General features: G+C 60.4%; 22 protein-coding genes. 8 read left to right on the top strand and 14 right to left on the bottom strand.

Translation table 11 applies throughout. From position 1 onward, the window contains the following. Window positions 1-159 precede the first annotated feature (159 nt). Complete coding sequence (locus PLAV_RS05085; RefSeq protein WP_012109878.1) at window positions 160-1,107, top strand: LysR family transcriptional regulator; 948 nt, start codon at window positions 160-162, stop codon at window positions 1,105-1,107. A 109-nt stretch (window positions 1,108-1,216) separates the two neighbouring features. On the opposite strand, the gene PLAV_RS05080 is transcribed toward PLAV_RS05085, so the two are convergent. The 10 genes from PLAV_RS05080 to PLAV_RS05035 all read right to left on the bottom strand — a co-directional run bounded on the left by PLAV_RS05080 (window position 1,217) and on the right by PLAV_RS05035 (window position 11,375). Next, window positions 1,217-1,642: an ExbD/TolR family protein gene (locus PLAV_RS05080; RefSeq protein WP_012109877.1), complete on the bottom strand. Its 426-nt coding sequence runs from the start codon at window positions 1,640-1,642 to the stop codon at window positions 1,217-1,219. Window positions 1,643-1,654: 12 nt separating this feature from the next. Then, entirely contained in the window at window positions 1,655-2,080 is a 426-nt protein-coding gene (locus PLAV_RS05075; RefSeq protein ID WP_012109876.1) for an ExbD/TolR family protein, read from the bottom strand. Window positions 2,081-2,108: 28 nt separating this feature from the next. Further along, entirely contained in the window at window positions 2,109-3,008 is a 900-nt protein-coding gene (locus tag PLAV_RS05070) for a MotA/TolQ/ExbB proton channel family protein (protein ID WP_012109875.1), read from the bottom strand. Between the two features lie 70 nt (window positions 3,009-3,078). After that, entirely contained in the window at window positions 3,079-3,705 is a 627-nt protein-coding gene (locus tag PLAV_RS05065) for an energy transducer TonB (protein WP_012109874.1), read from the bottom strand. A gap of 101 nt (window positions 3,706-3,806) precedes the next feature. Further along, a complete protein-coding gene (locus PLAV_RS05060) occupies window positions 3,807-4,328 on the bottom strand; it encodes a flavin reductase family protein (RefSeq protein ID WP_012109873.1) in 522 nt (173 codons plus the stop codon). Window positions 4,329-4,358: 30 nt separating this feature from the next. Further along, entirely contained in the window at window positions 4,359-5,729 is a 1,371-nt protein-coding gene (locus PLAV_RS05055; protein ID WP_012109872.1) for a zinc-binding metallopeptidase family protein, read from the bottom strand. Further along, window positions 5,722-6,396 (bottom strand): cysteine hydrolase family protein, encoded by a 675-nt coding sequence (locus PLAV_RS05050; protein ID WP_012109871.1) that lies wholly within the window; start codon window positions 6,394-6,396, stop codon window positions 5,722-5,724. The genes PLAV_RS05055 and PLAV_RS05050 overlap by 8 nt, the downstream gene beginning before the upstream one ends. Continuing rightward, the gene (locus PLAV_RS05045; protein WP_012109870.1) at window positions 6,393-7,460 is read right to left on the bottom strand and encodes an LLM class flavin-dependent oxidoreductase; all 1,068 of its coding nucleotides are present in this window, start codon (window positions 7,458-7,460) and stop codon (window positions 6,393-6,395) included. The genes PLAV_RS05050 and PLAV_RS05045 overlap by 4 nt, the downstream gene beginning before the upstream one ends. Before the next feature lie 49 nt (window positions 7,461-7,509). Continuing rightward, a complete protein-coding gene (locus PLAV_RS05040; protein WP_012109869.1) occupies window positions 7,510-8,847 on the bottom strand; it encodes an MFS transporter in 1,338 nt (445 codons plus the stop codon). A 53-nt stretch (window positions 8,848-8,900) separates the two neighbouring features. Next, a complete protein-coding gene (locus PLAV_RS05035) occupies window positions 8,901-11,375 on the bottom strand; it encodes a TonB-dependent siderophore receptor (RefSeq protein ID WP_012109868.1) in 2,475 nt (824 codons plus the stop codon). Between the two features lie 570 nt (window positions 11,376-11,945). On the opposite strand from PLAV_RS05035, the gene PLAV_RS05030 reads away from it, so the two are divergent. Both PLAV_RS05030 and PLAV_RS05025 read left to right on the top strand, forming a co-directional pair. Beyond that, the gene (locus PLAV_RS05030; RefSeq protein ID WP_012109867.1) at window positions 11,946-12,800 is read left to right on the top strand and encodes a TauD/TfdA dioxygenase family protein; all 855 of its coding nucleotides are present in this window, start codon (window positions 11,946-11,948) and stop codon (window positions 12,798-12,800) included. A 33-nt stretch (window positions 12,801-12,833) separates the two neighbouring features. Then, a complete protein-coding gene (locus tag PLAV_RS05025) occupies window positions 12,834-13,679 on the top strand; it encodes an oxidoreductase (RefSeq protein WP_012109866.1) in 846 nt (281 codons plus the stop codon). 15 nt (window positions 13,680-13,694) lie between these two features. Here PLAV_RS05025 and PLAV_RS05020 read toward each other — a convergent pair whose 3' ends face one another. Then, entirely contained in the window at window positions 13,695-14,510 is an 816-nt protein-coding gene (locus PLAV_RS05020) for a TauD/TfdA dioxygenase family protein (protein ID WP_012109865.1), read from the bottom strand. 123 nt (window positions 14,511-14,633) lie between these two features. After that, window positions 14,634-15,242: an NADPH-dependent FMN reductase gene (locus PLAV_RS05015; RefSeq protein WP_012109864.1), complete on the bottom strand. Its 609-nt coding sequence runs from the start codon at window positions 15,240-15,242 to the stop codon at window positions 14,634-14,636. Window positions 15,243-15,574: 332 nt separating this feature from the next. Between PLAV_RS05015 and PLAV_RS05010 the strand changes: the two genes are divergently transcribed. The 4 genes from PLAV_RS05010 (at window position 15,575) to PLAV_RS04995 (ending at window position 21,418) form a co-directional block, all read left to right on the top strand. After that, entirely contained in the window at window positions 15,575-16,759 is a 1,185-nt protein-coding gene (locus PLAV_RS05010; RefSeq protein ID WP_012109863.1) for an aromatic ring-hydroxylating oxygenase subunit alpha, read from the top strand. Window positions 16,760-16,785: 26 nt separating this feature from the next. Then, entirely contained in the window at window positions 16,786-17,577 is a 792-nt protein-coding gene (gene ygiD / locus PLAV_RS05005) for a 4,5-DOPA-extradiol-dioxygenase (RefSeq protein WP_012109862.1), read from the top strand. A gap of 191 nt (window positions 17,578-17,768) precedes the next feature. Next, entirely contained in the window at window positions 17,769-18,848 is a 1,080-nt protein-coding gene (locus tag PLAV_RS05000; protein WP_012109861.1) for an acetamidase/formamidase family protein, read from the top strand. Window positions 18,849-19,042: 194 nt separating this feature from the next. Next, window positions 19,043-21,418, top strand: coding sequence for an acetamidase/formamidase family protein (locus PLAV_RS04995; RefSeq protein WP_012109860.1), 2,376 nt, complete (start codon window positions 19,043-19,045; stop codon window positions 21,416-21,418). Here PLAV_RS04995 and PLAV_RS04990 read toward each other — a convergent pair. Further along, entirely contained in the window at window positions 21,408-22,310 is a 903-nt protein-coding gene (locus PLAV_RS04990) for a carbohydrate kinase family protein (RefSeq protein WP_012109859.1), read from the bottom strand. The genes PLAV_RS04995 and PLAV_RS04990 overlap by 11 nt on opposite strands. Window positions 22,311-22,496: 186 nt before the next feature. Between PLAV_RS04990 and PLAV_RS18765 the strand changes: the two genes are divergently transcribed. Beyond that, window positions 22,497-24,365 (top strand): alkaline phosphatase D family protein, encoded by a 1,869-nt coding sequence (locus PLAV_RS18765; protein WP_012109858.1) that lies wholly within the window; start codon window positions 22,497-22,499, stop codon window positions 24,363-24,365. Window positions 24,366-24,373: 8 nt separating this feature from the next. Here PLAV_RS18765 and PLAV_RS04980 read toward each other — a convergent pair whose 3' ends face one another. Beyond that, the gene (locus tag PLAV_RS04980; protein ID WP_012109857.1) at window positions 24,374-24,865 is read right to left on the bottom strand and encodes a VOC family protein; all 492 of its coding nucleotides are present in this window, start codon (window positions 24,863-24,865) and stop codon (window positions 24,374-24,376) included. Window positions 24,866-24,888 lie beyond the last annotated feature (23 nt).

Raw genomic sequence — 24,888 nt, 5'->3', positions numbered from 1 at the left:
CTCAACATTCATTTTATTAATACTTAGAATTCATGTAAGTGATAAATCCATTTACGATGACCCGATGTAAAAGTGAAACGACAGCCGGTTCATGGAGGACGCGATTCATATAAAGTGCGGCCTCCGAAGCCATCCGACGAACGACCGAGGTGAAGCTGCGTGAATATCCGCGAACTGGATCTGAACCTGTTGCTCGTGTTCAACGCGATCTATACGGAACGAAGCATCAGCAAGGCCGCCGTGAAGCTCGGCATAACGCAACCCGCCGTTAGCAATGCCCTGCGCCGGTTGCGTAACTTCACGGGCGACACGCTATTTTACAAATCCGGCTCCGGCGTCGCCCCCACGCGGGCGGCGGCAACGCTTGCCATTCCCATCGGTCATGCGCTCGACACAGTGGAGAGAGGCCTCTCCTCGGTGCGCAGCTTCGATCCCGCTACCTCCCGGCGCACATTTCGCATCGGCGTGAACGACATTATCCACGACGCTCTCGTGCCCGCTCTCGTCGGCTATACAAGACGGGAAGCGCCAAACCTCATCCTAGAGTTCGTGCAGCAGGTCGGCGACCGTGCCCTTGAAATGCTGAAGGGCGGCGAAATCGACATGGCGCTGCTCCCTAACTTTGCAATCGACGACAGCCTCGTTTCCACAAAGGTGTGGGACGATTCCTTCGCCATTATCGTTGCGCGGAATCATCCGATCGCCAAAAGCAACAGGCTGACGGTCGACGACATCCGGGAGTTGCGCTTTGTTGTCACCACCCATGTACAGAGACTGCGCACCTTCATCGACAGTGCCTTCAGGGCAAATGGGATGGAACGCGTCACGGCCTGCGCGGTCGCCGATACGCACAATATTTATCCCCTCGTCGCCGTTTCCGATCTGGCCGCCTGTGTGGGCCGCTTCCACGCCGACCGCTACAACACGGATGGGAGCCTGGTGATGTTCGATCTGCCGTTCGAACTGCCGAAAATACAGGGACGCATCGCCTGGGCGAAAGAAGCCGATGAAGACGAGGGACATCGCTGGGTGCGTGAGCGCGTTCTTGAAATCCTGCACAGCGCCTTCAAGCTGCACGGAGCCAGAGAGCCATCAAGCGCCCTGTAGTTGCGGCATTCGGGCATCATAGAGAATCAAAGGCGCGGCCGCTGAGATCAAGGATGATCCTGCGGTAGAGCGCGACGGCGCCTGTTCCTCTCCGTTCTTCAGCCAACACTCAATCGATATACTGCTCGTTGCCCACGAAGCCGATGCTGGTTACGCCGATGCGCTGAGCGGCCGCGAGGACTTTCGCCACGTGATCGTATTCGACCATGCGGTTTGGCCGCAGATGGATTTCCGGCTGGGGTACTGCTTCCGCCACGCCTGCGAACTTCGCTTCCAGAGCCGTGATGTCCGACAGCTCCTCTCCGTTCCAGCTCACAAGACCATATTCATCGACACCAAGCTGGACCACCGTCGGCTCCTCCTGCTTCTCAAGCGTTACCGCTTGAGGCATGTCGAGTTTGATCGCATGGGTCTGCAGCGGAATGGTGATGATGAGCATGACGAGCAAAACCAGGAGCACATCGATCAACGGCGTGGTGTTGATCTCCATCATAGGCTCGTCTTCGTCGCCTCCACTTCCGACATTCATCGCCATTACGCTATCTCCTCAATTACCCTGAACCGGCTCGGTGATGAAGCCGACTTTCTGCACGCCCGCCCTCTGAATATCGAGGATGAGCCTTCCCACCGCTTCGAAACGAACGGAAAGATCGCCCCGCACCTGGATCTCGGGTTGCGGTTCCGCATTCGCGACTTCGATCAGCCGCTCCAGCATTTCATCCCGGCTTCCGACCGGCATGGCGTCCCAATAGTATTTTCCGTCCTTGTCGACCGCGAGAGTGATGTTCTCGGGCCGGGTCTGGTTGACCTCGCTGCTTGCCTTCGGCAATTCCACGGGTACCGTCTGGATCGCCACCGGGATGGTAATCAGGAAGATGATGAGCAGCACGAGCATCACGTCGACAAGCGGCGTGGTATTGATCGCGGACATCACCTCGTCTTCGTCGCCTTCGGTCGAAACATTCATCGCCATGTGAGCACCCGTCCTTTCAGAGCCCGCGTCAGGCGACCTTGCCAGAGAGAATGCGGAGATGGACTTCCGTCGCGAAACGGCGGGCATGCGAGACGACGCCCTTGTTGCGGCGGGTGAGCAGATTGTAACCGAGCACAGCAGGCACGGCGACGGCGAGACCGATGGCCGTCATGATAAGGGCTTCACCAACCGGGCCCGCCACCTTGTCGATAGAGGCCTGCCCCGAGACGCCGATCGCAACCAGCGCGTGGTAGATGCCCCAGACCGTGCCGAAGAGACCGACAAACGGGGCGGTGGAGCCGACCGTCGCAAGGAAAGCGAGACCGCCCTGTAGCTTCGCCGCCAGCGTGTCCACCGCGCGGTTGAGTGCAGCCGTCGACCACTCGGAAAGCGTAACCTCGCTGCTCAACCCCTTGTTGAACTGGGCAACGGCCTCTTCACCGTCTTCCGCAATCGCGCGATAGGAGTTGCGCTTCGGCAGCGCTTCGATGCCCGCCCGCAGCGTATCCGTTGGCGCGAAGAGCTTGATCACCCGGTTGAACTGATCAAACAGGCGGCGCTGCTCGAAGAGTTTGGTGATGAGCACGTACCAGGAGCCCATCGACATGATGGCGAGGATGAGAAGCGTTGCCTTGGAGACAAAGTCTCCCTGCTCCCACAGCGCGCTCAGACCATAAGGATTGGTCTCTGCGGCTGTTGGCCCAGGGGATGTTTCCTCTGTTGTATCCGACGGCGCACTCTCCCCGTCTGCAGTTTCTACCTCGGCATTATCCGCCGCGTCTTCCGCCGGTGCTTCATCCGCGAGAGGTGCCGCTTGCTGTTGCTGTGCCTCAACAGGCGTGCCGACGAATGTCAGTCCTGCCGAGAGAACGAAAGCGAGCGCGAAGGCCCCAAAAAGGCGGCTGATCTGAATGGTCCGGGTCTTCATTACTTGGTCCTCTGTACTGACTTGTCTCATTCAAGGTTTTTTGTGTCTCGGGCGTTACCGGTTTTCGCCGCTAGCCGTCGGTCAGCTTGAAGTTCACGGCGAACTTCATCCAATGCCCCACCGGCGCTCCGTCTTTCGTCGCCGGCAGGAAGCGCCAGGTACGCCGCGCATGAACCAGCGCAACCTTGTCGAGGCGCTCGAAGCCGCTCGACTTGTCGATCTTCCCGTCGGTCACGCGGCCGTCTTCCGAAACGTAGAGAAGAAGGATCACGCGGCCTTCCTCGCCCATGCGCCGCGAGGCGGGCGGATAAGGCGGCTGCGTGTTGCCGTGGCTCGGATCGGCGCGAGGCAATATAGGCCTCTGCTCTGCAACGACCGGCTGCGGCTCCGGCTTCGCCGGCTGCACCTGCTGGATGGTTTTCTGCGGGGTGAGCGGCGGGGCCTTCTTCACCACCGGCGGCGGCACATATGCCTCGGGGGGCTTCACGATTTCGGGGGGCGGAGGCGCGGGCGGCGCTTCTTTCGGTGCTTCTGCGATCAACGCGACCTGAAGGGGCTCCTGGACAGCCTCCACGACGTCGCGCGCGAGGCCACTCAGCAGTGCCCACAACAAAAGAAGATGCAGGCCGATGACCGCCGCAAGCCCGACAACGCGGCTCGACGACGGATGTCCTTCACGAAAATCAAGCGTACTCATTATCCAGTCACTTCCAGGCAGTCATTTCGCAAGTCACGTCGGGACCTTCAATGCATGCCTTCAGGTTTGCTCATGCATAAAAGATGCCGATCTCTTCTCCTTCAGACCTCGGCGTTTCCACCGCCGAGCCCGAAAAATCTGCCGCGGAAATAGACAAGCGGCGCCGGGTCGCCTTCGACAGTTGCATTTCGAACGAGACCCACGAGGATCTCGTGGTCACCGCCTGAGAAGCAGTCCTCGAGATCGCATTCAATCGTGGCGCCCGCCCCTGCAAGGACTGGCGCGCCATTCTGTCCGTAGCTGTAGTCGATGCCGTCGAACTTTGCCGCGCCTGCAGCTGTCGCAAAGCAGGCCGCGATGTCGTTCTGCCCATCCGAGAGAATGTTCACGGCGAAAATGCCGGCGCGCTTGATCTGCGCCAGCGTTTCGCTCTTGCGCGCCAGCGAGACAAGAATGAGCGGCGGCGAGAGAGACAGCGCGGAGACGGCGCTGACGGTTGTGCCAACGGGGACGCCGCCCAATACCGTTGTGACGACGGTTACCCCGGTGACGAAGGTTCCGAGCGCTTTTCGGTAGGTCGCGGGATCAACCGATCCTTGTTCTTGTTTTGAAGTCTGGCTCATACTCACTGTCTCACTGTTCTTGCCATCGCTTCAGAATGGATTGTCGCCATAGACCGGCTTGTAAGCGGCCTTGCTCGCTTCTTCCGGCGCGCGGCCGCAGATCGAGAGCGCAGTCAGGGCATAGATCAATGCGCTCTTCGCCATGTCCCCGGGGGTTGGCCGCCAACGGGGCATGCCCGTGGTCACAGCCGGAATGCGATGCATATTGAAGACGTTCTGGTCGCGCCACATGCTCGAATAGACGGGGTTGGCACGCTGCAGCTTCTCGCCGAGCGTGAACTCCGTCGCGTCCGCAACGGCGGCGACGAGCGGCGCGACATCCTGCGCGTCTGCTTCGAAGCCGTGGCGCACGACCATGGGTTCGATGTCGAAGCCTTCGATATCGAACTGCCGCATGAGCGCCGCGAGTTCGTGCTGCACATCCGCTGCCTTCTGACGCGGCGTCAGTCCTGCTTCAAGATAGATCGAGACGACCTCCGTTCCCGTTCCGAAGGAATAAGGGATACCGGCCTTGATGGAATCGATCTGCGTCTTGGGGACCGAAATCCCGCCTGCGCTTTCATAACGATGGCGGTCGGGATAGGTCATGCCCCAATCATGGAGCGCCTCGATGATCGGGCCGAGGCGATAGATCGGATTAGGGTGCTGGAGGGGATCCCCGGGATAATCGAGAATGGGCGTGAATACGCCCTGTCCAAAAATGCGAATACGGAAAACGGCGTAGCCGCAGCCAATCCAGGTGAGGCCGAAATCGCAGCCTTCCGCGGCGATGGCATAGTCCGGCGCAACGCCACCATGATGGAAAAGATAGTGCGCGCCGATATCCTTGCCGAGATAGTCGATGCCCTTCCTGTCCTCGATAGGTTCAGGCCCGATCTCGCCGGGACAAGCCGTGAGATAGAGTTTCCCCGCAAGCGGAATACCCGCCTTGCGCAACGCTTTTGCCGCGATCATGAAGCAACTCATGGGGCCGCGGTCGTTTGCAATCGGGTAGCCGAACAGCTTGCCGTCTTCAAGCCAGCATTCCAGCCATTCACGGTTCGCGAGCGTTTCGGGACGATATTTGGCGTTGTCCAGATCCGGCTCATAGGTCGGGCTCTCGGTATCGAGATGCGCCGTGAATAGAAGGTTCGCGCCTTCGGCGCTCCCTCCATATTCGCCTATGACGTTCTGACGTTCCGGCGTGGCACCGGCTGTGCGCGGGTTGAACCCCTCGCGCTGCATCCAGTCGAAGACATATTGACTAGCGGCCGCTTCGCTTCGCGATGGGCTCGGAATATTGCCGAGCTCAAGCGCAAGCCTGCAGAGTTCGTCTTCGTCGATGGCGGCGGCAATCGCGGCTCGTTCCTCGTCCGTCACTCGATAGGGCGCTTTTGCGTCGATCTTGAGGAGGTCAGCCATGAGCCTTGCTCCATGCGGCTTCGATTTCCGCTGTGCTGCGCAAGATGGCGCAGTTGAGTTCGAGTATGGCAATGGCGGCGCGATGAATATCTTCGCCATAAGCGGCGCAGGCATCGTCAGCGATAATGACGTGGTAGTCGCGATGGAATGCGTCGGACACCGTATTGCCGATGCAGCATTCAGTCGTGAGGCCGCAGACAACGAGCGTATCGACGCCCTTCTCTTCGAGAACCCTGGAAAAGGACGTCGCGTGGAAGGCGCTGTATTTCGGCTTCATCACTACGACGTCGCCCGGTTGGGGCTGGGGTCCGTAGAAGGCCGCACCCGATGTACCCGCACGACAGACATTGCTTTCGGCTTCGGGATCGCCATCGCGGCGGCGCATTCGTTCTGTCCAGACGGGTGAATCCGTTTCGGCGCTGGTTTCGAGGCCGATGAAGATCACCGGCACAGCCGCCTCACGCGCGGCGGCGATGAGCCTTTCCGCATTCGCGATGGCTTCCGGCACGCTGCTCATATCGACGCCGAAGCTCGCCATAAGGCCATCGGGCGCCGCGAAGTCGGCCTGAATGTCGATGATGCAAAGCGCCGTTCGCTTCGGACCGATCCAATCCGCGAGCCCATCCAGACCGGTAGTGACCGGGTCGTTGTTCATCACCGCGTTCATGCGAAATGCGCCTTGAGGCCGGGCAACACTTCCTTGCCGAAGATCGTCAGCCCTTTCACATAGTCGGGATAGATCGTCATGATGCCGTCAAGTTCGCAGCCCTCAATCTGCTCCTTGAGCTTCTCGAGGCATGTTGCGGGCGTGCCGGCGACCGTGTGCGTCATGAAGGTTTCCTTTGCCTTCTCCCCCATCACGCTGGAGCTCCCATCGGCCTCCATGCCGTAGCTGCGCATCATGCCCTGCACGGCGCCCCAATCGAGGCCCTGCTTGTAGTAGCTGACCGTCTCGGCCGCTTCCTCGTCGGTCTCACCGAAGACGATCGTGCTCATGGCAAAGACGCGGATAGTCGTGTCGTACTCAGCGGCAACGCGGCGTGCGAGCCGGCTGATGCGGAGGGTGTCTTCGGCGGTCTTGCCCCCGATGAAACAAGCATCCGTGTTCTGAACGGTAAAACGCAAGCCGCGTTCGGATTGCCCCGCGCAAATAAGATAAGGGCGCGGGCTCGACATGGGTTTCGGTTCGGAGACGCAATCCTTGAATTTAAAAAATTCACCGTCGTGGTCGACGTGGTCCTTTTCCCACATTGTCCTCACGAGTTTCGTCCATTCCTCGGCATAGCGGTAGCGGCCGTCATGGTCGAGATCGGCCGGCCAGGCGCCCATCTGGTCGAACTCGTCCTTGAAGGCACCGGACACGATGTTGAGACCGGCGCGTCCGCCGGAGATATGGTCAAGCGTCGTGATCATCTTTGCGACCACGGCGGGGTTTTGAAGCAGCGTGTGAACGGTTGCAATGATGCGCGCGTTTTTGGTCGCTTCGGCGATCCCCGCCATCATGGTTATGGATTCGAGCGAGGTCCCCCAATGCTCGGTGTCACCACCGAAGCCGCGCCACTTCATCATCGACATGATGAAATCGAGACCGATTTCGTCGGCAATCATCGCCGCTTCCCGATTCTGTTTGTAGGAAGCATCGAGCGGCGGTGTGTTCTTCGAGATGATCCAACCGCCATTGGCGATGGGCAGGAAGACGCCGAATTCTTTCTTGTCGTTCGAAGAAGACATTCTTTTCTTGACCTCGTATTACGCCGGTAAACCAATATTTCCTGCTGCGTCAGGCGCGGACCTCGACGGGTTCGCCCTCGGCCGCGCTTTCCATGTCGCCGGCATGGGCGAGCGCGGCAGCGATCATCACTGCTTCCTCCTCCCGCTCCAGTTCTTCGGAGCTGCGCACCGGCGGCCGCATGAAGAAGACGGCGATCATCACGACCAGCGGCACGAGCGCATACAGAAAGAAGGCCCAGACAAAAGTGCCTGTGACATCGCGGAGGTAACCGCCGAGGAAGGGTCCGAAGGAGGCAAGCGTCGCCGCGACATTCATGAAGGAGAAGAGTTCGAGATAGGCGTTGCGGCCGAAGTAATTCATCAGCAACACGCTCGTTGCGAGAAAGGTCGTGCCGTAGCCGATCCCGATGCCGACCGCGTAGACCATGAGAGCGAGCCATGTCGTCCCGATGCCGAGACCGATCATGCCCACGACCAGGAGCGCCAGCGAGACGATCAACAGGAGTTTGGGATCGACATACTCGCCAATGAAGCCGCTGACAGCGCGGGAGGCTGCATTGAGAAAGGACTCGAAGCTGAGGAGCCCGCCCGCAACCGCCATACCGATACCGATTTCGGTCAGATGGCCTACCGAAAGGCTGTTGACCGTGATCCCGCAGAGCAGGAATGCCACGTATCCTGCCGCAATAATGTAGAACTGCGGCGTGCGCAGCGCCTGCATTGCGGTCCATTTCTGTCGCGTGACATAGACGCCGGAGGCGGACTCATCCACCGCAGCATTCGCAATCACGTCTGCACGACGGTCCTCTGCCTCGCCTTCTCGCAGGAAGGCGGCGGTAATGACTCCGGAAACGGCCATTAAAATGGCGACGATCATCCAGTGCATGCGCCACTCGTCCCAGACACCGACAGCGGCGAAGTAGATCAGCGGACCGGCTATACCGCCGACGCCGCCTATCGTGAAATAGATGCCGAAAGCCATCGACTGCTTTTTGAAGCAGCGGGCGATCATATAAGTGCCGGGAACAGTCGCGACGAAGGAGAAGCCCGTGCCCGCAAGCAACATCGCGATGAAGTATGTCGGGACATCCTGGACGATGTAGAGAAGCAGGAAGCCCGCTACGAGAATAACCGTGCCGAAGAGAACCGTCGCGCGCACGCCGAACTTGCGGATCATATAGGCGGGCGGATAACTCGACAGTCCGCAGGAGACACCGAGAAGCGTGAAACCGAGACCGGCAGCGGTCCAGTCCCAGCCAAGTTCACTTACCATATCGGGGAGCACAACCCCCAACGAAGTAAAGGTGCCGGCCGTCACGAGAAAGAACATGACGCTGAAGGACAGCAAGACGAACCACGGATACACAACTTCTTTCGTGTCGTTCATCTGCTGGCCTCCAGACATCATCTATTCGGGTTACAGGGTCGAAGCTTCGATACTCAGAAGCGGTAGGTCGCCGTCACACGCCATTCGCGTCCCTTGCCGGGCAACACGGCGACGTCGCCGTAGAGGTCCTGAAGGGGCGTGAAATATTCCTCGTCGAAAACGTTGTCGACGTTGAGCGCTATGCGCCAGCTCTTGAGATCGGCATAGGCTGAGGCCTGGACGAGGAAGTAGTCCGGATACCTCACAGGATCGGAGGCAAGGCCCGCTGTCTCGGAGACGTAACGCACGCCCCAGGTGGTGCCGGCATGTCCCCAGCCATACTGATCGGTGGTGTAGGTACCGAAGAGGCTCAGCACTTTTTCGGGGATGCGACGGTCCTCGATCTCCCCGGCGTAGTAGCTGTCGCCGGTGATGGCCGCGATGCCGCTGAAGGAGTATCCCACGAGGCCAGCACCATAATAATCGGCCGGGTTGTAGCCGAAGGTCGCCGGCGTGAAGTAGTAGAAGGCGTCGTAGCTGCCGAGAAACTTCGTCTTCTGGACGTTGCCCGCGAAGGTGAAGCTGAGATTCTCGGTCGCCAGATAACGCAACTCAAGCTCGACGCCCTGGCCTTCCGTTTCGTCGACACCGCCACCGACATTGTCGAGCACAGTGCGATGCTGGCGGTAGGCCGCCAGTGCGCCGGTGAGGACGCCATCGAAGGCTTCGAGCTTGATACCCGCTTCAACGAGATCGCCATCGGAAAGCCAATCACCATTGGCAACGGTGGTCGGCGAGACGTCGCCTGCCTGGCCGAACTCAATGGCCGTTGTTTCCGCATAGGTGATGTAGGGCCGGATGCCATACGGCCCCTTATAGAGAGCCATGGCGCTGTAGGTGAAGGCGCTGTCTGTGTCGGATTGCGGACCAGGGGTGCAGAAGCAGAGCGAGCCCGTGTCTTCGGAGTCGACGCTGTACCAGTCGTAACGGCCGGTGAGCGTGACGAGGAGCTTGTCGGCCACGTCGAAGTCGGCCATGGCGAAGAGGCCGGTATCGTGCCAGGTGGACTTGTTGTTGTAGTCCCAGGTGTAGCCGGAGCCCGGCAAGAAGGGCGAACCGAGGGTGTCGGTCGGCGTGGGCCCGTTTGCGATGTCGCGCCTGTCGAGCGCGATACCGCCATAGTTGAAGGACTCTTTCTTCTGGGCGTCATAATAACGATGGCTGACGCCGACGTTGAAGGCAGCGGTGAGAGGCGAGTCCGGCACCTTGACGTCGAAGTTGTAGCTGACACGACCTTCAACCGTGTAGGAATCGTAGTCGGCCGGGAAGCCATAGCTTACGAAGCGTTCGTTATCGAGCGAGTCGTAGAAGGCCTGAATCTTCAGCTCGGAGCCATCGTCAAACGCCTTGATCAGATCGCCATAGAGCGTGAGCGTCGTGGTATCCGAAAAGTCGAACGGACTGGTGTAGACGTCGCGGCTGCTGAGTTTGGTGGTTCCCACGCCGGTGTCGAGCTGACGATAAACGAGCGGAACATCGCAGCCGCCGAAACATTCCGGCGCGTGGGTAAGACCGCCGGGTGGCAGCTCCCCCCGGTCGATATAGCCGTTGCCATTGGCGTCAATGAGCCCGGAGTTCGTGCCCGTGATGTAGGTGCCATTGTCGATCAGATCCTGTGTGACGCGGTTCCAGCCCGGCGTCTGCACATAGCCTTCGGATTGGTAGTACATGGCACCGCCGCCATAGGTCCAACCGTTCATGGTTTCGAACTGCGCGGTGGTCTGCAGGAGCTGATGCTCGGGCTTGATTCCCCGATAATAGCTTTCCGAGTCCTCGATCTCACCGTAAACGAAGACACCGCCGGCGGTGTTGCCGAAATTCAGCGGGATGCCCGTTTCAAAGCTGCCGTTCTTCTTGTCGTACGAGCCGAGCGTGCCTGTAACCTGGCCCGACACATCGGTCATGTAACCAGCCTCTTCGCTGATCTTCGCCGTCTTGGGTTCCAGATTAAGAAGACCGCCTACCTTGCCAGGGCCGAAGTTCGCCGTGGGTGGCCCGCGAAGAATGTCGATGCGGGAGGTGGCCCCGAGCGGCGTCTGATAGGTGCCCCGGTTTTCGATACGCTTGAAGCCGTGGAAATAGGTTTCCGCAAGAAGACCGCGCACGTTGAGCGCGCCTTCAACGCCGTAGAAGGAGGAGGTGAAGGTGCCGGGTGACACCGCGGCGAGGTCGTCAACCGTCGTGACGCCGTAGGTGCTCAGCGTTTCCTCGCTGACGAAGGTCGCCGATCTCGGCGTTTCCAGCAGCGGCTTTTTCATGCCGAACAGCAGATCGCTTGGCTGCTGCTCCAGTAGACCCGCCTTGTCACGCTCGGAGACGACAGTCATCTCCTTGACCTGAGCGGAAGTTTCAGCCGGCGACGGCTCTATCACCGGGACGTCGTCATCCACCACTTCCTGCGCATGCGTGCCCACAGGCACGATCAGCGCGGCAACCATGACAACCAAGGCCAGGCGCGAGGTGGTATCGAGGTAATGTTGCTTGCTCATACGTAACGCCCCCAATCGCAATACAAAGAAAGAGCAGTTCCTTCGCAGATGCGGTATTGAAAGCAAGCTATGTGCCAGAATTATATCTATATGATTTTATTCATCTTTTTTTAATTTTCACTCAAAAATTCGTGGCGATGTGACAAAATATCAGAATGCATTGCAGCAGAAAAACATGCGTCTGCTTGCGTTCGCGGCAGGTCCGTTGCGACGGGGAAATTTGGTCAAGTATCCGTTCGTCTTTGGCGCGCCCGGTCAAATTAAAGCCGCCTCCGACGGCTGACCTGCCGGCAAACGGCGTTTCAGGGCGCTTCCGTGCATGCGGAAAGCTGCACGGGCACGGGTCGCCCGCCTCTTTGTCATGTCCGGAAAACGGGCAAAAGGCGCAGCCGAACCTACATTGGAGGTGCTCCGGCGCCGGTATCCGCGACATTGCTGAAATCTTGGTCACATGGCTCCACGCTGCGGGCAGATACCAAAAGCACCCAACTCATAGGGCGCGTGCATGCAAGACCTCCACCAGAATGAGGCCGTAGGGTCCGCCAACAATTTGTATTGAATGGCGTGGTGATGACGACCGATTTTGAATTGCGCACCCGGCCGCTGATGCCGGGCTTCGGCGTCGAAATCTTCGACGTTGACTTGAAGACCGCCGGCAGCGATGCGCGCCAGAAAGTCGTCGATCTGTTTCATGCGAACGGTGCGATCCTTCTGCGTAGACAGGACATGGATCCCGACGACCTCATGTCTTTCATCGGCCTGTTCGGCGAGGCGGAAGATCACACCCAGACGCAGTTTACCCTGCCCGGCTACAGCAAAATCTTTCTGCTCTCGAACAAGATCGTCGACGGCAAGCCTATCGGTGCGCATAACGACGGCGTCGGATGGCATACCGACTATTCCTACAAGGAAGAGCCGGTCATGTGCACGATGCTCTATGCCGTCGAGGTGCCGGATGAAGGCAGCGACACGCTCCTCGCCGACCTTTGCGCCGCTTACGATTCACTCCCGCGAGAGCGGCAGGCGCAACTCGATGGGCTCGTGCTTCATCACAGCTATCAGCACCTGATGTCAACGCGGCAGTTCGGGCGCATGGAGCTCAGCGAAGAGATGAAGGCGGCCAATCCGGACGTGTTTCACCCGCTTGTCCGCACGCATCCGGCGGACGGCCGCAAGGCATTGTGGGTCAGCACCGGAACGGTGAAAGGTATCGTCGGCATGCCGGACGATGAGGCCCAGGCGCTCATCGACGAGCTCGTCGAGTTCGTCACCAGCGAGCCCTTCGTTCATCGGCACAAATGGCATGTCGGCGACATACTGATGTGGGACAATCGTTGCACGCTGCACACCGGTACCGTGTTCGACGACACGAAATACATTCGGTTGATGCATCGCCTTTGGGTCAAGGGCGACAAGCCTTTCTGAGGCCATTTCTCAGCAACAATGGAGGTCGCGGCCATGCCGGAAGAATCCCGGAAATGGTGGATCACGGGTGTGAGCAGCGGCCTGGGACAGGCGATTGCCACCGCAGCGCTGGCGCGGGGGGACATGGTTGCCGGCACGGTACGCCGAAAAGCGGACCTCGAAGTCTTCGAAGCGCTGGCACCCGGCCGCGCCCTCGGTTTCCTCCTCGACGTGACGGACAGCGCCGCTGTTCGCAAAACGGCCGCCATCATCGAAGAACGCACGGGCGGTATCGACATCCTCGTCAACAATGCGGGATATGGCCTTATCGGTGCCATCGAGGAAGCGAGCGTAGAGGAAATCCGCGCGCAGTTCGACGTCAATGTCTTTGGCGCCGTCGGCGTCATCCAGGCCGCCCTACCCTTTATGCGCAAGCGAAGAGCCGGACACATTCTCAATGTGACATCCGTAAGCGGTCTCGCGCCGTGGATGGGGACGGGAATTTATGGCGCAACCAAATACGCACTCGAATGTATCGGTCAGACCCTTGCAGAAGAGGTCCGTCCGCTCGGCATCAAGGTCACGAATGTCGCGCCCGGCGGCTTGCGGACGGACTTTGCAACGCGCTCGCTGGCGGTTTGCAAAACGGAAATCGCGGATTATGAGCCAACCGCTCATCTCGCCCGCAACATTCTCTCGAGCCATGGTGGCAACGAGGGAGGCGACCCTGTAAAGGCTGCGCTCGCAGTGCTCAAGGTTGTCGATGCGGAAGAGCCTCCGCTCCATCTCCTGCTCGGCGCCGATGCGCTCCACTATGTCGGGCGAAAGCTCGGCGCCTTTCATGCGGAGATCGCGGACTGGGCGCCCGTTACGCTGTCGATCGGCTACGACGAAAACTAGGAAGATGCCGCGCCGTCAGGCCGGGCGCTGCGTCTCGGCAACGGTCACGCGATAGCCGGACCGCACCTGCGGGAAATAATCCCACACCGCGAGATGCCAGGTGCAGCGATTGTCCCAGAAAGCCACCGATTTCGGCTTCCAGCGAAAACGCACATGGAAGTTCGGATTGGCGCAGTGCTTGTAGAGCATTTCCAGAACGCCATCGCTTTCCGCCTTGCCTAAGCCGACAATTTCAGTCGTGTAGGACGGATTGACGAAGATACCCTTGCGTCCCGTTACCGGATGGGTGCGCACCACCGGATGCGTGTTGCAGGGAAAGCGCTTGTTCGGATCGTTCACGATGGGCCGATAGACATGCTCTCCATCGTGCACTGCATAGAGACCGTCTAGATAGGTCTGCATGCCGGGCGACAATGCCTCGTAGGCCGCATACATGCTCGCGAACATCGTATCGCCGCCCACCTCCGGCACGACCGGCAGGTAGAGAATGCTACCCATCGGCGGAATTTCATTGCAGGTCAGGTCGGAGTGCCAGTTTTCGCCGGCCACGAACTTCGATTTCTCGTCGGCATGAATTGCAACGATTTCCGGATGATCGGCAAGACCCGCAACGCCACTGTGGATCGCAAGCTCGCCGAACGCCCGCCCCAGTTCCTTGTGACGCACATGGTCCAGTTCCTGGTCGCGAAAGAAGATGACCTGATGTTGCATCAGCGCCGTATGCACCTCGTCGATGACCTTATTGGAGAGCGGTTCGGAAAGATCGATACCTTCGATTTCCGCACCGATCCGTGCCGTCATCGGCTTTACCGTCAAGACTTCATAATCCATCGCCTTGGCCCTGCACTGAACTTGCCATCACACGAACGCGATACTCACGCCCACTAAAAAGCTAAACAAAAGCCGTGCCAAAGGCTTGTCCGAGAGCGCCCAAGCACTTGACCGGCCTCTGCTTCACATGCCGAAAGCATAGGTCTTGAGATCAAAGGCTTCGCTTTCGCGCACCTGTCGAAGGGCCTTTGCATATTCGATGAGCATGGCCAGGCTGAAATCGCAGCGGCCCTTGATCGCTTCTTCAGCTTCCGCGTCCATCGCCGGTGTGCCGTTGAGCATTCCTTTTACGCCGCGAATGATGACGTGGTCCGGGATCCAGCAGATTCGGTTGTTCTTGAAGCCCGTCACCCGCAACTCCACAACGGGGTATGTGCCGCCGGAACTCGCAGAAATGCCAACGATAAGGCCCGGTTTATGCGCCAGCTCGCTCGTACAGAGCAGCAACATGTTCTTCAATGCGGGCGGGACCATGCCGTGCCACTCGGGCACGACCACGACGAATCCGTCGCAAAAGGAAAGCTCATCGGAAATCGGTTTCCACGCGTCGTTGAGGGGCGAGGACGCGCCGGAAAAGGCGGATTCATCCCAGAAGGGGAGCGGCGCGAGGCCGAGATCGATTGGATCTCCCGCAACCACATTGCGTTCCTTCAACCGGCCCGCCAGATAGGTTGCAACCTTGAGCGACTGGGAGTTCGGCCGCTGACTCCCCGAGATGACGCTTATTTTCATGAGGTCCTTCACTGTGAGGTGCATTGCGCCACTTCGGCTTCCGCGCAGTGGAAAGGTTAGGCGTGACGGCGGTCGCGGTCTTGTTCCCCGGCGCGCGATTGCTTTTCCCCCGCCCTTCATATCCTGAAGGAAGGCTTCGAATGCTGCTTTTGAAGGCGATTGCGCGCCGGTTTTCTAGGCAGTCGGGGGCTTCTTCCGGCCCATGGACAATAGTTTGGACGCACAGCCGCAAGAGCGGGATCGCGCACTTCCTTAGTATCGCCATCAGATAGTCAGAGGCCCGGAATTTGCGTCTGCCCTTTTCGGGCCCGGCGTACGAGCGGAGTTTTTCCATGTCCAGCAAGATTCTCACCGATGCGTTCTTCGATGGGTTCAGCAGTTCTCTCGGAGATGTCACCGAAGCGGAAACGCTGCCACCCGCCTGCTATACGGACGAGGAATTCTTCGAATTCGAGAAGGAAGCCCTTTTCAATCGCGAATGGCTCTGCGTGGGTCGCGTGGACTGGGTGAAGAACCCGGGTGACTATTTCACCGCCACGCATATCGGCGAGCCCCTTATCGTTTCGCGCACGCGCGAGGGCGAGTTGAAAGCCATGTCGGCCGTCTGCCAGCACCGTGCCATGCTCGTGGCAGAGGGGCGCGGCAACACCAAGGCTTTCGTCTGTCCCTATCACCACTGGACCTATGGCCTCGACGGCCGCCTTGTCGGCGCGCCCGCCATGAGCAAGACCTGCGACTTCGACCGCAACGATGTGGGCCTACCCGAGATCAAGACGGAAGTCTGGGAGGGTTTTGTCTTCGTCAATTTCGATGAGGATGCGCCGCCGCTCACACCGCGCCTCAAGACGGTGAGCGAGGCACTCGCGAATTACGACCTTCCGAATGCCGAAGGCGCTGTTCCGGACGAGCCCCAGAGCTATCCATGGAACTGGAAGGTCATGATGGAGAACAACAATGACGGGTATCATGCCACCCGTCTTCACAAGGGTCCGCTCCATGACTTCATTCCGAGCGAGCTTGCGACCTTCCCGGAGATGCCGGAGGGAAGTGCCGGCTATCTGCGCTTCAACGGCACGCTTCATCCCGATGCCGCATTCAACCCGCTGCAGAAGGCCGTCCTACCCGTCTTCCCGAAGCTGACTGCCGAGGAGCGCCACCGGGCGATGTTCGCGAATATTCCCCCGACACTCTCTCTGGTCGTCACATCCGACATGGTGATCTATCTCATCCTGCATGCGGAATCGGCCGGACGGCATTCCATGACCATTGGCTGGCTTGTTGCGCCGGGCGCCATGTCCGAACCGCTCTTCCAGGAACGCCTCGATATGAACATGCGCAGCGCCATGGAAATCACCGAGCAGGATCTCCATGTAGACAGACTGGTGCAGATCGGCCTCAAATCCCGCTTTTCCGTCCGCGGCCGATATTCTTGGCAGGAGCGCGCGCAGAGCGATCTCAACCATTGGCTTGTCTCGCGCTACCGGCAGGAATGGCAGCGCCGCAAGGCATTCGCGTGACGGGTAGCGGAACGGGATCGGATCAGATGCAGACGAACAAAATCAGGCCGCAGCCCGCAATCTTTTTCGGGCATGGCAGTCCCGGAAACGTGATGGAGGACAACTTCATCACCCGCACCTGGGAGAATCTCGGGCGCGAATTCGGCAAGCCCAAGGGTATCATCTGCATTTCCGCGCATTGGTATACGCGCGGCGTTCGCGTGACGGCGGGCGCCCATCCCGGCACGATCCATGACTTCGGCGGCTTCCCGAAGGCGATGTATGACATGCGTTACCCCGCCCCCGGCAGCCCTGCCCTCGCCGCCGCCATCCGCGAGAGGCTCGCGCCGCTCGATGTCGAGCTCGACGAGGAGCGCGGCTTCGACCACGGCTCGTGGTGCGTGCTCGCGAAGGTCTTTCCGGAGGCCGATGTGCCGCTCGTGCAGGTCGGCATGGATGCTTCGCTCTCGCCCTCCCGGCATTTCGAAATCGGCAAGGCGCTTGGCGCATTCCGCGACGAGGGCTACCTCCTCATGGGTAGCGGCAATATCGTGCATAACCTGCCGGAGATGGACTGGCAGATGCGCGACGGCAGCTATGAATGGGCAGGCCGTTTCGGCGACTATATTCGCGGCAGCATTGCGAGCGACACGCCTGCAAATTTGATCGACTACACGTCTCAAAACCGCGACGCGCTGCTTTCCGTTCCACATCCCGACCACTACCTGCCGCTTCTCTACGTCATGGGCGCGCGGCGCGAAAACGATCCTGTGCGGTTCGAAACCCCGATCGTGGAATACGGCTCTCTCGACATGACAACTGTCGTTGTCGGCGGCTGACGCCTCTGCTTTTCGCCCCATCAAGAGGCAGGTTGCCCAGGCACTCTGCCTCGCCGCCGGGCAATACGGGCTGCGGAGACGCGTCCGGCAACATCTTCTGCGCTCCAAAGCAAGACCGTTTCCGTCCCAGACCCGAAACTGGTGCCATCCGCTCACCGGCGGGCATCTGTATCAAGGCACGAGGAGTTTTCATGGCGTATTCTGTGATCCCGGGATCGAAGGCGGCTTCCCACGCCCATCCCACAGCCCTCCATCTCCTCAGGGCCACGCCGGAGACCTGCCACTGGGGTTATTTCGATCCGTCCCTCGCCCCCGTTCTCACGGTCAATAGCGGCGATCTCGTCCAGGTCGAGGCCGTCACGCATCATGCGGGCGATGCGCCGGACCTGATGATGGACGAGGCGGTGCGCCACATCTACGACACCATCCCCGAGAGCGACCGCAATCCCGGCGTTCACCTGATGACCGGCCCGATCTACGTCAAGGATGCAAAGCCGGGCGACATGCTGGAGGTGCGCTACCTTCGCATGGTCCCGCGTTTCGATTATGGCTCGAACCTCGCCGCGAACTGGGGCCATCTCTACAAGGAATTCGGCGAGAAGGAGCGCGTGACCATCTACAGGCTCGACCGCTCGACGAATCTTGCGGAAGCGCACTACGCCTATGATTACCCCGGCCTCTACGATACGCCGGGCAAGATCACCAGCTGCCCGGAATGCGACCGGCAGACGGCGCTGAACGGCGTACGCGTGCCGGTGCGCCCGCATCTCGGCACGGCGGGCGTCGCACCCGATGTGCCCGGCCGCGTCAGCACTATCCCGCCGGGCGCGCATGGCGGCAACATCGACAATTGGCGCATCGGCGCGGGTGCGACGATGTTCTATCCCGTCGCAGTGGATGGCGGCCTCTTTTCGGTCGGCGATCCACATATCTCGCAAGGCGACGGCGAGATCAGCGGCACGGCCATAGAAGCCTCGCTCGACGTTCTCTTCCAGATCGTGCTCCGCAAGGATTTCGAGTTTCCCTCGCCGCTTCTCGAAACGCCGAACTACTGGATCGTCCATGGCTTCGACGAGGATCTGAACGTCGCCATGCGCAACGCCTCGCTCGACATGCTGAAATTCCTTCATGACGAGCGCGATCTCAGCAAGGACGACGCCTATTCGCTGATGAGCGTTTCCGCGGACTTTACGGTTACCCAGGTGGTGGATGGAAGGCAGGGCGTGCATGTGCGGATGCCGCGCAGCATCTTTGCGCCGGGCCGTAAATAGCTGCAAATCCACTGTTTCCCTGAGGCATGCTTTTTGCGATGCAACATGCATACAAGGCAGCCGACGGGCCGAGTGCAACGATTTCCGGAGAGTTGGACCAGACGGACCCTTCGAGCTGCACATATTTACGGCAGGTTGCGGACTGATTTTTCGGCAGCCTGCGCCTGTTGCGTTGTTGGAGTGTGTGCGGACGCATGGATGCATGGAGATTTTCAACTGAGGCTTATCCGAAACAGGATCGCTACGAAGCCTGGCAGGAGGCGCTCGAACGCCTCGCCCTCAAGCCTACAGGCCATGAGACCGAGGATGGTGCCTATGGGCTGATGTCGGCGGTCGTATCGCAGTCCGGCATCAGCTTCACGCGGCTTATCTCCACACCACAGAGCATCAGCGCCATTCAGGAACTCAACAAGGCCGCCGGCAAGGATGGCGTCTGGGTTGCCTCGCTCCTTGAAGGCCATATCACCTTCCATGACGGCGGCAACGATCTGAAGGCAACGGCCGGCGACATCGTTTATGGAGCGGTCGGTTCGCGTACCACCTTCACGCTCGAAACTTTCTGCCGCGTCGTCATCATCTATATTCCCCGCTCGGCCTTCCGTCCGCGCCTGATGGCGCCGCTGCCGACCAAGGTGATCCATCTTTCCGGCCGTGCGGGCATCGGGCATGTCCTGGCGGGCTTTCTTGCGTCGGTCGCGGAGGCGCTTGAAGACCTGAGCGTCGATCAGCTGCGCCCCATCGAACTCGCCTTGCCGGAATTTCTTATGGCGGGAATCTTCCGTCAGGCCGATACGCGCGCCCTCGGCGGGGCGGCAGGCGTGCGCGCGGCGCTCCTCCATCGCATTTGCCAGACCATCGAATCTCAGCTCGGCGACCCGGAGCTTTCTCTCGCCAATATCGCGGAGGCGCACGGCATCTCACCGCGCTATGTGCAGAAGCTTTTCGAATCCGTCGGCCAAAGCTTTATTCGCTATATCCGCTATCGCCGTCTGGAGCGTTGCCGCTACGATCTCGAAAGTCCGATCCATGGACAGCTTTCGATTTCCGATATCTGCTTTCGCTGGGGCTTCAACGACGCAGCGCATTTCAGCCGCGCGTTCCGCGACCAGTATGGCGTCTCGCCACGCGAGTACCGCAGGGCCGCGCCCGGCAACCAGCAGCAGGGACACCCCTGGGTCACGACGCGCGGACGCCCGAACGAGCGCATCGGCGCGCCCCGCGAGGAGCGCGCCGCATCCGGCGGCGGCGCCGCCGCCGACGAACTCGTGCTCGAGGCACCGCTCATCGAAACCGAAATACCGTCCATTCCCGTTCCCCTCTCCGAGGACGGCGCACGGCATCACTACATTCCGGTCACGGCAAAAACCGTCCACTGGGGTTACTTCAGCCGCTTCCTGCCGCCCGTTCTCGAAATGCGTTCAGGCGATTTCGTCACCATCGAAACACTGACGCAACACGCCTATGACGATTACGAGCGCATGATCGAAAACGATCCCGGCGCGGAAAGCGTCTTCCATTGGACAAGCGAGGGGAAGAATGTCGACCGGCGCGGCGCGGGGCCGATGGATGCTTCCACCTATGGCCGCGGTCCCGGCGAAGGCTTCGGCGTTCACATTTGCACGGGCCCCATCGCCATTCAGGATGCGGCGCCCGGGGATATCGTCGAACTGCGCATTCTCGACATCCACCCCCGGCCGAGCGCGAGCGAACGTTTCGAAGGCCGCTATTTCGGCAGCAACGCCGCAGCATGGTGGGGCTTTCACTACAGCGAACTCCTCACGTCCCCGACACGCGAAGTCATCACGATCTACGAGATCGAGAAGAAGGACGAGGGCGATATCGCACGCGCCGTTTACAACTACCGCTGGACGCCGCAGACCGACCCCTTCGGCATCGTGCATGAGACGATCGACTATCCGGGCGTGCCCGTCGACCATACGACCATCGAGAAAAATTTCGATGTCCTGAAGAATATCGAGATTCCGCTGCGTGCCCATTTCGGCGTCGTCGCTCTCGCGCCCGATCATTGGGGTATCGTCGATTCCGTGCCGCCCGCCTATTTCGGCGGCAATATCGACAATTGGCGGCTCGGTGCGGGGGCGCGCATCTTTCTGCCGGTCTCCGTGCCCGGGGGCCTTCTCTCCGTGGGCGACCCTCATGCCTCGCAGGGCGATTCCGAGCTATGCGGCACGGCAATCGAATGTTCGCTTACCGGTGTCTTCCAGGTTGTCCTGCACAAAAAGAGCGACCATGCGGGCAAGCTGCTCGATCTCGACTATCCGTTGATCGAGACGGAAGAAGAATGGGTTATCACAGGCTTCGCCCATCCGAACTACCTGAAGGAACTCGGCAAGAACGCGCAGAGCGAAGTTTACAAGCAGGCTTCCGTGGACATGGCGATGCGCGATGCCTTCCGGAAGACGCGCCGTTTTCTCATGACCACCAAGGGCCTCACCGAAGACGAGGCAATCTCGCTCATCTCCGTCGCTGTCGATTTCGGCATCACCCAGGTCGTGGACGGCAATTGGGGCGTTCACGCCACCATTCGGAAATCGATGTTCATCGACTGAAGTCCGCGCCAAGCAGTGCGAGCGTCCGAGCATCCAGATTGGCTCCCCTCACCTCGCAAGCCTTCGCCGCGACGCGCGCGGCGAAGGTCATGGCATCCGGGAAGGCCGCTCCGGCCATCTTCGCGAAGAGGAAGCCCGCGTGAAACGCATCGCCCGCGCCGGTCGTATCTATGGCGTTGCAGGGAAACGCGGGAACCCGGTGCGTCGTCCCGCCCGCCACCGCGCCGAATGCCCCTTCCTCGCCGAGGGTAACGACATGCGCCGTGCCGCCGAGAGCTGCAAGCGCCCGGAGCATGTCGTCGGGTCTGTCGGACCCCGCCAGCTCCATCGCCACCGCTCCGGGCACGATGGCCGTATCGGCCAGCGACAGCAGTTCCCGCGTGCCCTCCGTCAATGTTTCGGCATCGGTCAGCGTCGGCACGCCGCGCCGCGCTGCCTCGGCGGCAATCGCAATCGAGGCATCTTCCTCGTGCCCGTCGAAATAGACGCTCGACGTCACGGCCCAGAGCTTCTCCGCGATGCGCCCCGTGAAGCGGGGAAAGCTGTCCGGGGCGGTCTCGACGATGCTTCGCTCGCCTGTCTTTGCGTCCACCATGATGTAGGCGCAGGGGTTCGCCATGCCGGCGGCGGTTTCGACGGCGGCGCAATCGATGCCGCGCTCCTGCAGAAAAGCAAGAACCCGCTCCGCTCCTGCATCGCCCCCGACGACACCCGCATAGGAAACCGCACAGCCGAGCCCTGCCAGCGTCACCGCCGCGTTCACGCATTGGCCCCCGACAAGCACAGCAGGATCGCTTGTGCGCTGCTTGCTGTCCGGCCGCAGGCGCGCGAGCTCGACATTGAAGACGAGATCGAGGCTGTTGCGCCCGACGCACAGAACCCTGCCCTTCATGCGGCGTCTCCCAATAAATGCAAATCGTCACGATCCTAGACCGCAAGGATCCACAGTTCTGCGGCAAAGCCGCTCAATAATTTGTAGGAGACAAGGAAATTCAAGTTTCCGTGCGCGCACTGGCCTGAATTGTCTCGTTACGCCGCGCAGAATGGATGCTCCGCTATCCGTTGCCTTGGGGATTTGATGATGAGTTTTCGACCGACACGCCGCGATGCTCTGAAGGGATTTGCCGCTACCGGCGGTGTCGCCGTCATGGGCACGTCCGGCTGCTCCGAAGAGCCGGAGGTCATCGCGGAATTCCACCATGGCGTTGCGAGCGGCGACCCGGAAGCGACCGCCGTCATCATCTGGACCCGCGTCACCGCTCCGGGCGAGGCGAGCGTTCTCTGGCAAGTGGCAAAGGACGAGGCATTTGCCGAGATCGTGAGCAAGGGCGAGGCCTCCGCGAAGGCCTCCAGCGACTATACGGTGAAGATCGATGTGCGCGGCCTTGAGCCCGGCCAAGGTTATTTCTACCGCTTTCTCTCGGGCAGGGCTGTCTCTCCGGTCGGCCGCACCCGCACTCTCGCCGCAAAGGATGCAACGACGCTCCGTCTCGGTGTCGTCTCCTGCTCGCATTACGGCTTCGGCTTCTACAACGTCTATCGCGAACTCGCGAAGGAGCAGGACCTCGACGCCATCGTCCACCTTGGCGACTACATCTACGAATACGGACCTGATGGTTATGGCGGACCCGAGGCAAAGGAGATTGGCCGCGAGCAGGAGCCACCGCACGAGATCGTGACACTCGACGATTACCGCATGCGTTTTTCCCAGTATCGCCGCGATGCCGACCTTCAGGCCGCGCATGCGGCCGCGCCTTTCATCACCATTTGGGACGACCATGAAACGGCGAATAATTCATGGTCGGGCGGCGCCCAGAACCATCAGCCGGACACCGAAGGCAAGTGGGAGACAAGGCGGGATGCGGCGCTCCGCGCCTATTTCGAATGGATGCCCATGCGCGACCCGAAACCGGGAGAAGCTTTCCATCGTCTCCATCGGACCTACGAGATGGGGACGCTTGCGACACTCCATCTCATTGAGACGAGACTCACCGCCCGCAGCGGCGAGGTGAGCTATGAAGACGACATGGTCTATTTCGAGACCGCCTATGATGTTTCGGACCCGCAAGCGCCGCTCGTCCTGAACGCCGAAGATGCCGCCTTGCTTCCGGCAGGCCGGGCCGAACGCCTGAAAACACCTTGGCGTGAAAGCGACGGCGCCGCGATCACAGATTACAAGCAAGTCCGCGAATGGGCCGATACCGGCCTGCCGGACGGATACGTCTACAAGCCCGACCTCGCGCGCTTTCGCGAGGAAGTTCTGGGAGATCCCGCCCGCGAACTGCTCGGTGAGGCACAATTGGGATGGCTCGCGGGCGAGTTGAAGGCATCGCGCGCGAATGAGGTGCCGTGGCAGATCCTCGGCAACCAGGTCATCATGGCGCGCATGGATGCGCCGGACTTCACGGTGGCCTTCCCACCCGAGGTGATCGAGCCCGCGATACGGGACAACCCCTATACCCGTCAATGGGTGGAGCGCACGAAGCTCCGCCTGCCCATCAATCCCGGCGTATGGGACGGCTATCCTGCCTCGCGTCAGCGCCTGTATGAAACGGTGCGCGAAGCGGAAGCAAGTCTCGTCGTGCTGACGGGCGACTCGCATCAGTTCTGGGCGAACGATCTTCGCGAGACGCCGGGCGGCAGGCGCATCGGCGTCGAATTCGGTACCAGCAGCGTCAGTTCAAAGGGCGGTTACGACTATCTCGCCGCCGACCCGCGCGCCTATGACATCACCGAGGAGACGCTGCTGCGCGATGTGCCCGAGATCGTCTATTGCGAGACGCGTCACAGGGGTTTCATCCTGCTCGAAATTACCGCAGAAGCTGTCGAGGCGGATTACAGGGCCGTTTCGACCGTTCGCTCCCGCGACTACACATCGTCGAGCCTCAAGCGGCTTCGCGTCACCCGCGAAGGGCCGGGCGAGCTTTCGGATCTCGTCCCGGTTTGAGGCCCAGCCTATTCGCGGGTGTAATGCCCGGGGATTTCCGGGTTCTCGCCGCCCTTCCGCCACAGCACGATTTCGTTGCCCCAGGGATCGCGGAAGGCATGGTTCAATCCGTTGAACTCCTTCCAGTAGTGGTCGCGCCAGAGGATTTCCGCGCCGCGCTTTTCGGCATCATCGAGGATCCGCTCCACGCTGTCGTCGGCGCTCACGAGAATCCAGAGCCGCGGCTTGCGCCCCATGCCCGCCACAAAGCGCGGCTCGACGCCATCCGCTTCCGGATGCGGTCGCGCATTCGCCGCGTTGTGAATACCGATATGGAAATTGCCGATCTGGCTTTCGCTGCCGTCGGGGTTCAGCGCATTGCCGCCGGGGACCATGCGATGGAAGACGCCATAGGGACGCGGATCGTTCTCCCAGCCAAAGACATCCGCGTAGAAGGCTGCACAGGCGGCGGGATCGTCGGAAGTGAGGTCGACGAAGATCAGGGTATTAGGATAGGACAAACGAGGCTCCCATTGCTGGATAC

Origin of the sequence: Parvibaculum lavamentivorans DS-1, from assembly GCF_000017565.1 — a bacterium.
Lineage (GTDB): Bacteria > Pseudomonadota > Alphaproteobacteria > Parvibaculales > Parvibaculaceae > Parvibaculum > Parvibaculum lavamentivorans.
This window is presented reverse-complemented; position numbering and strand designations above follow the sequence as displayed.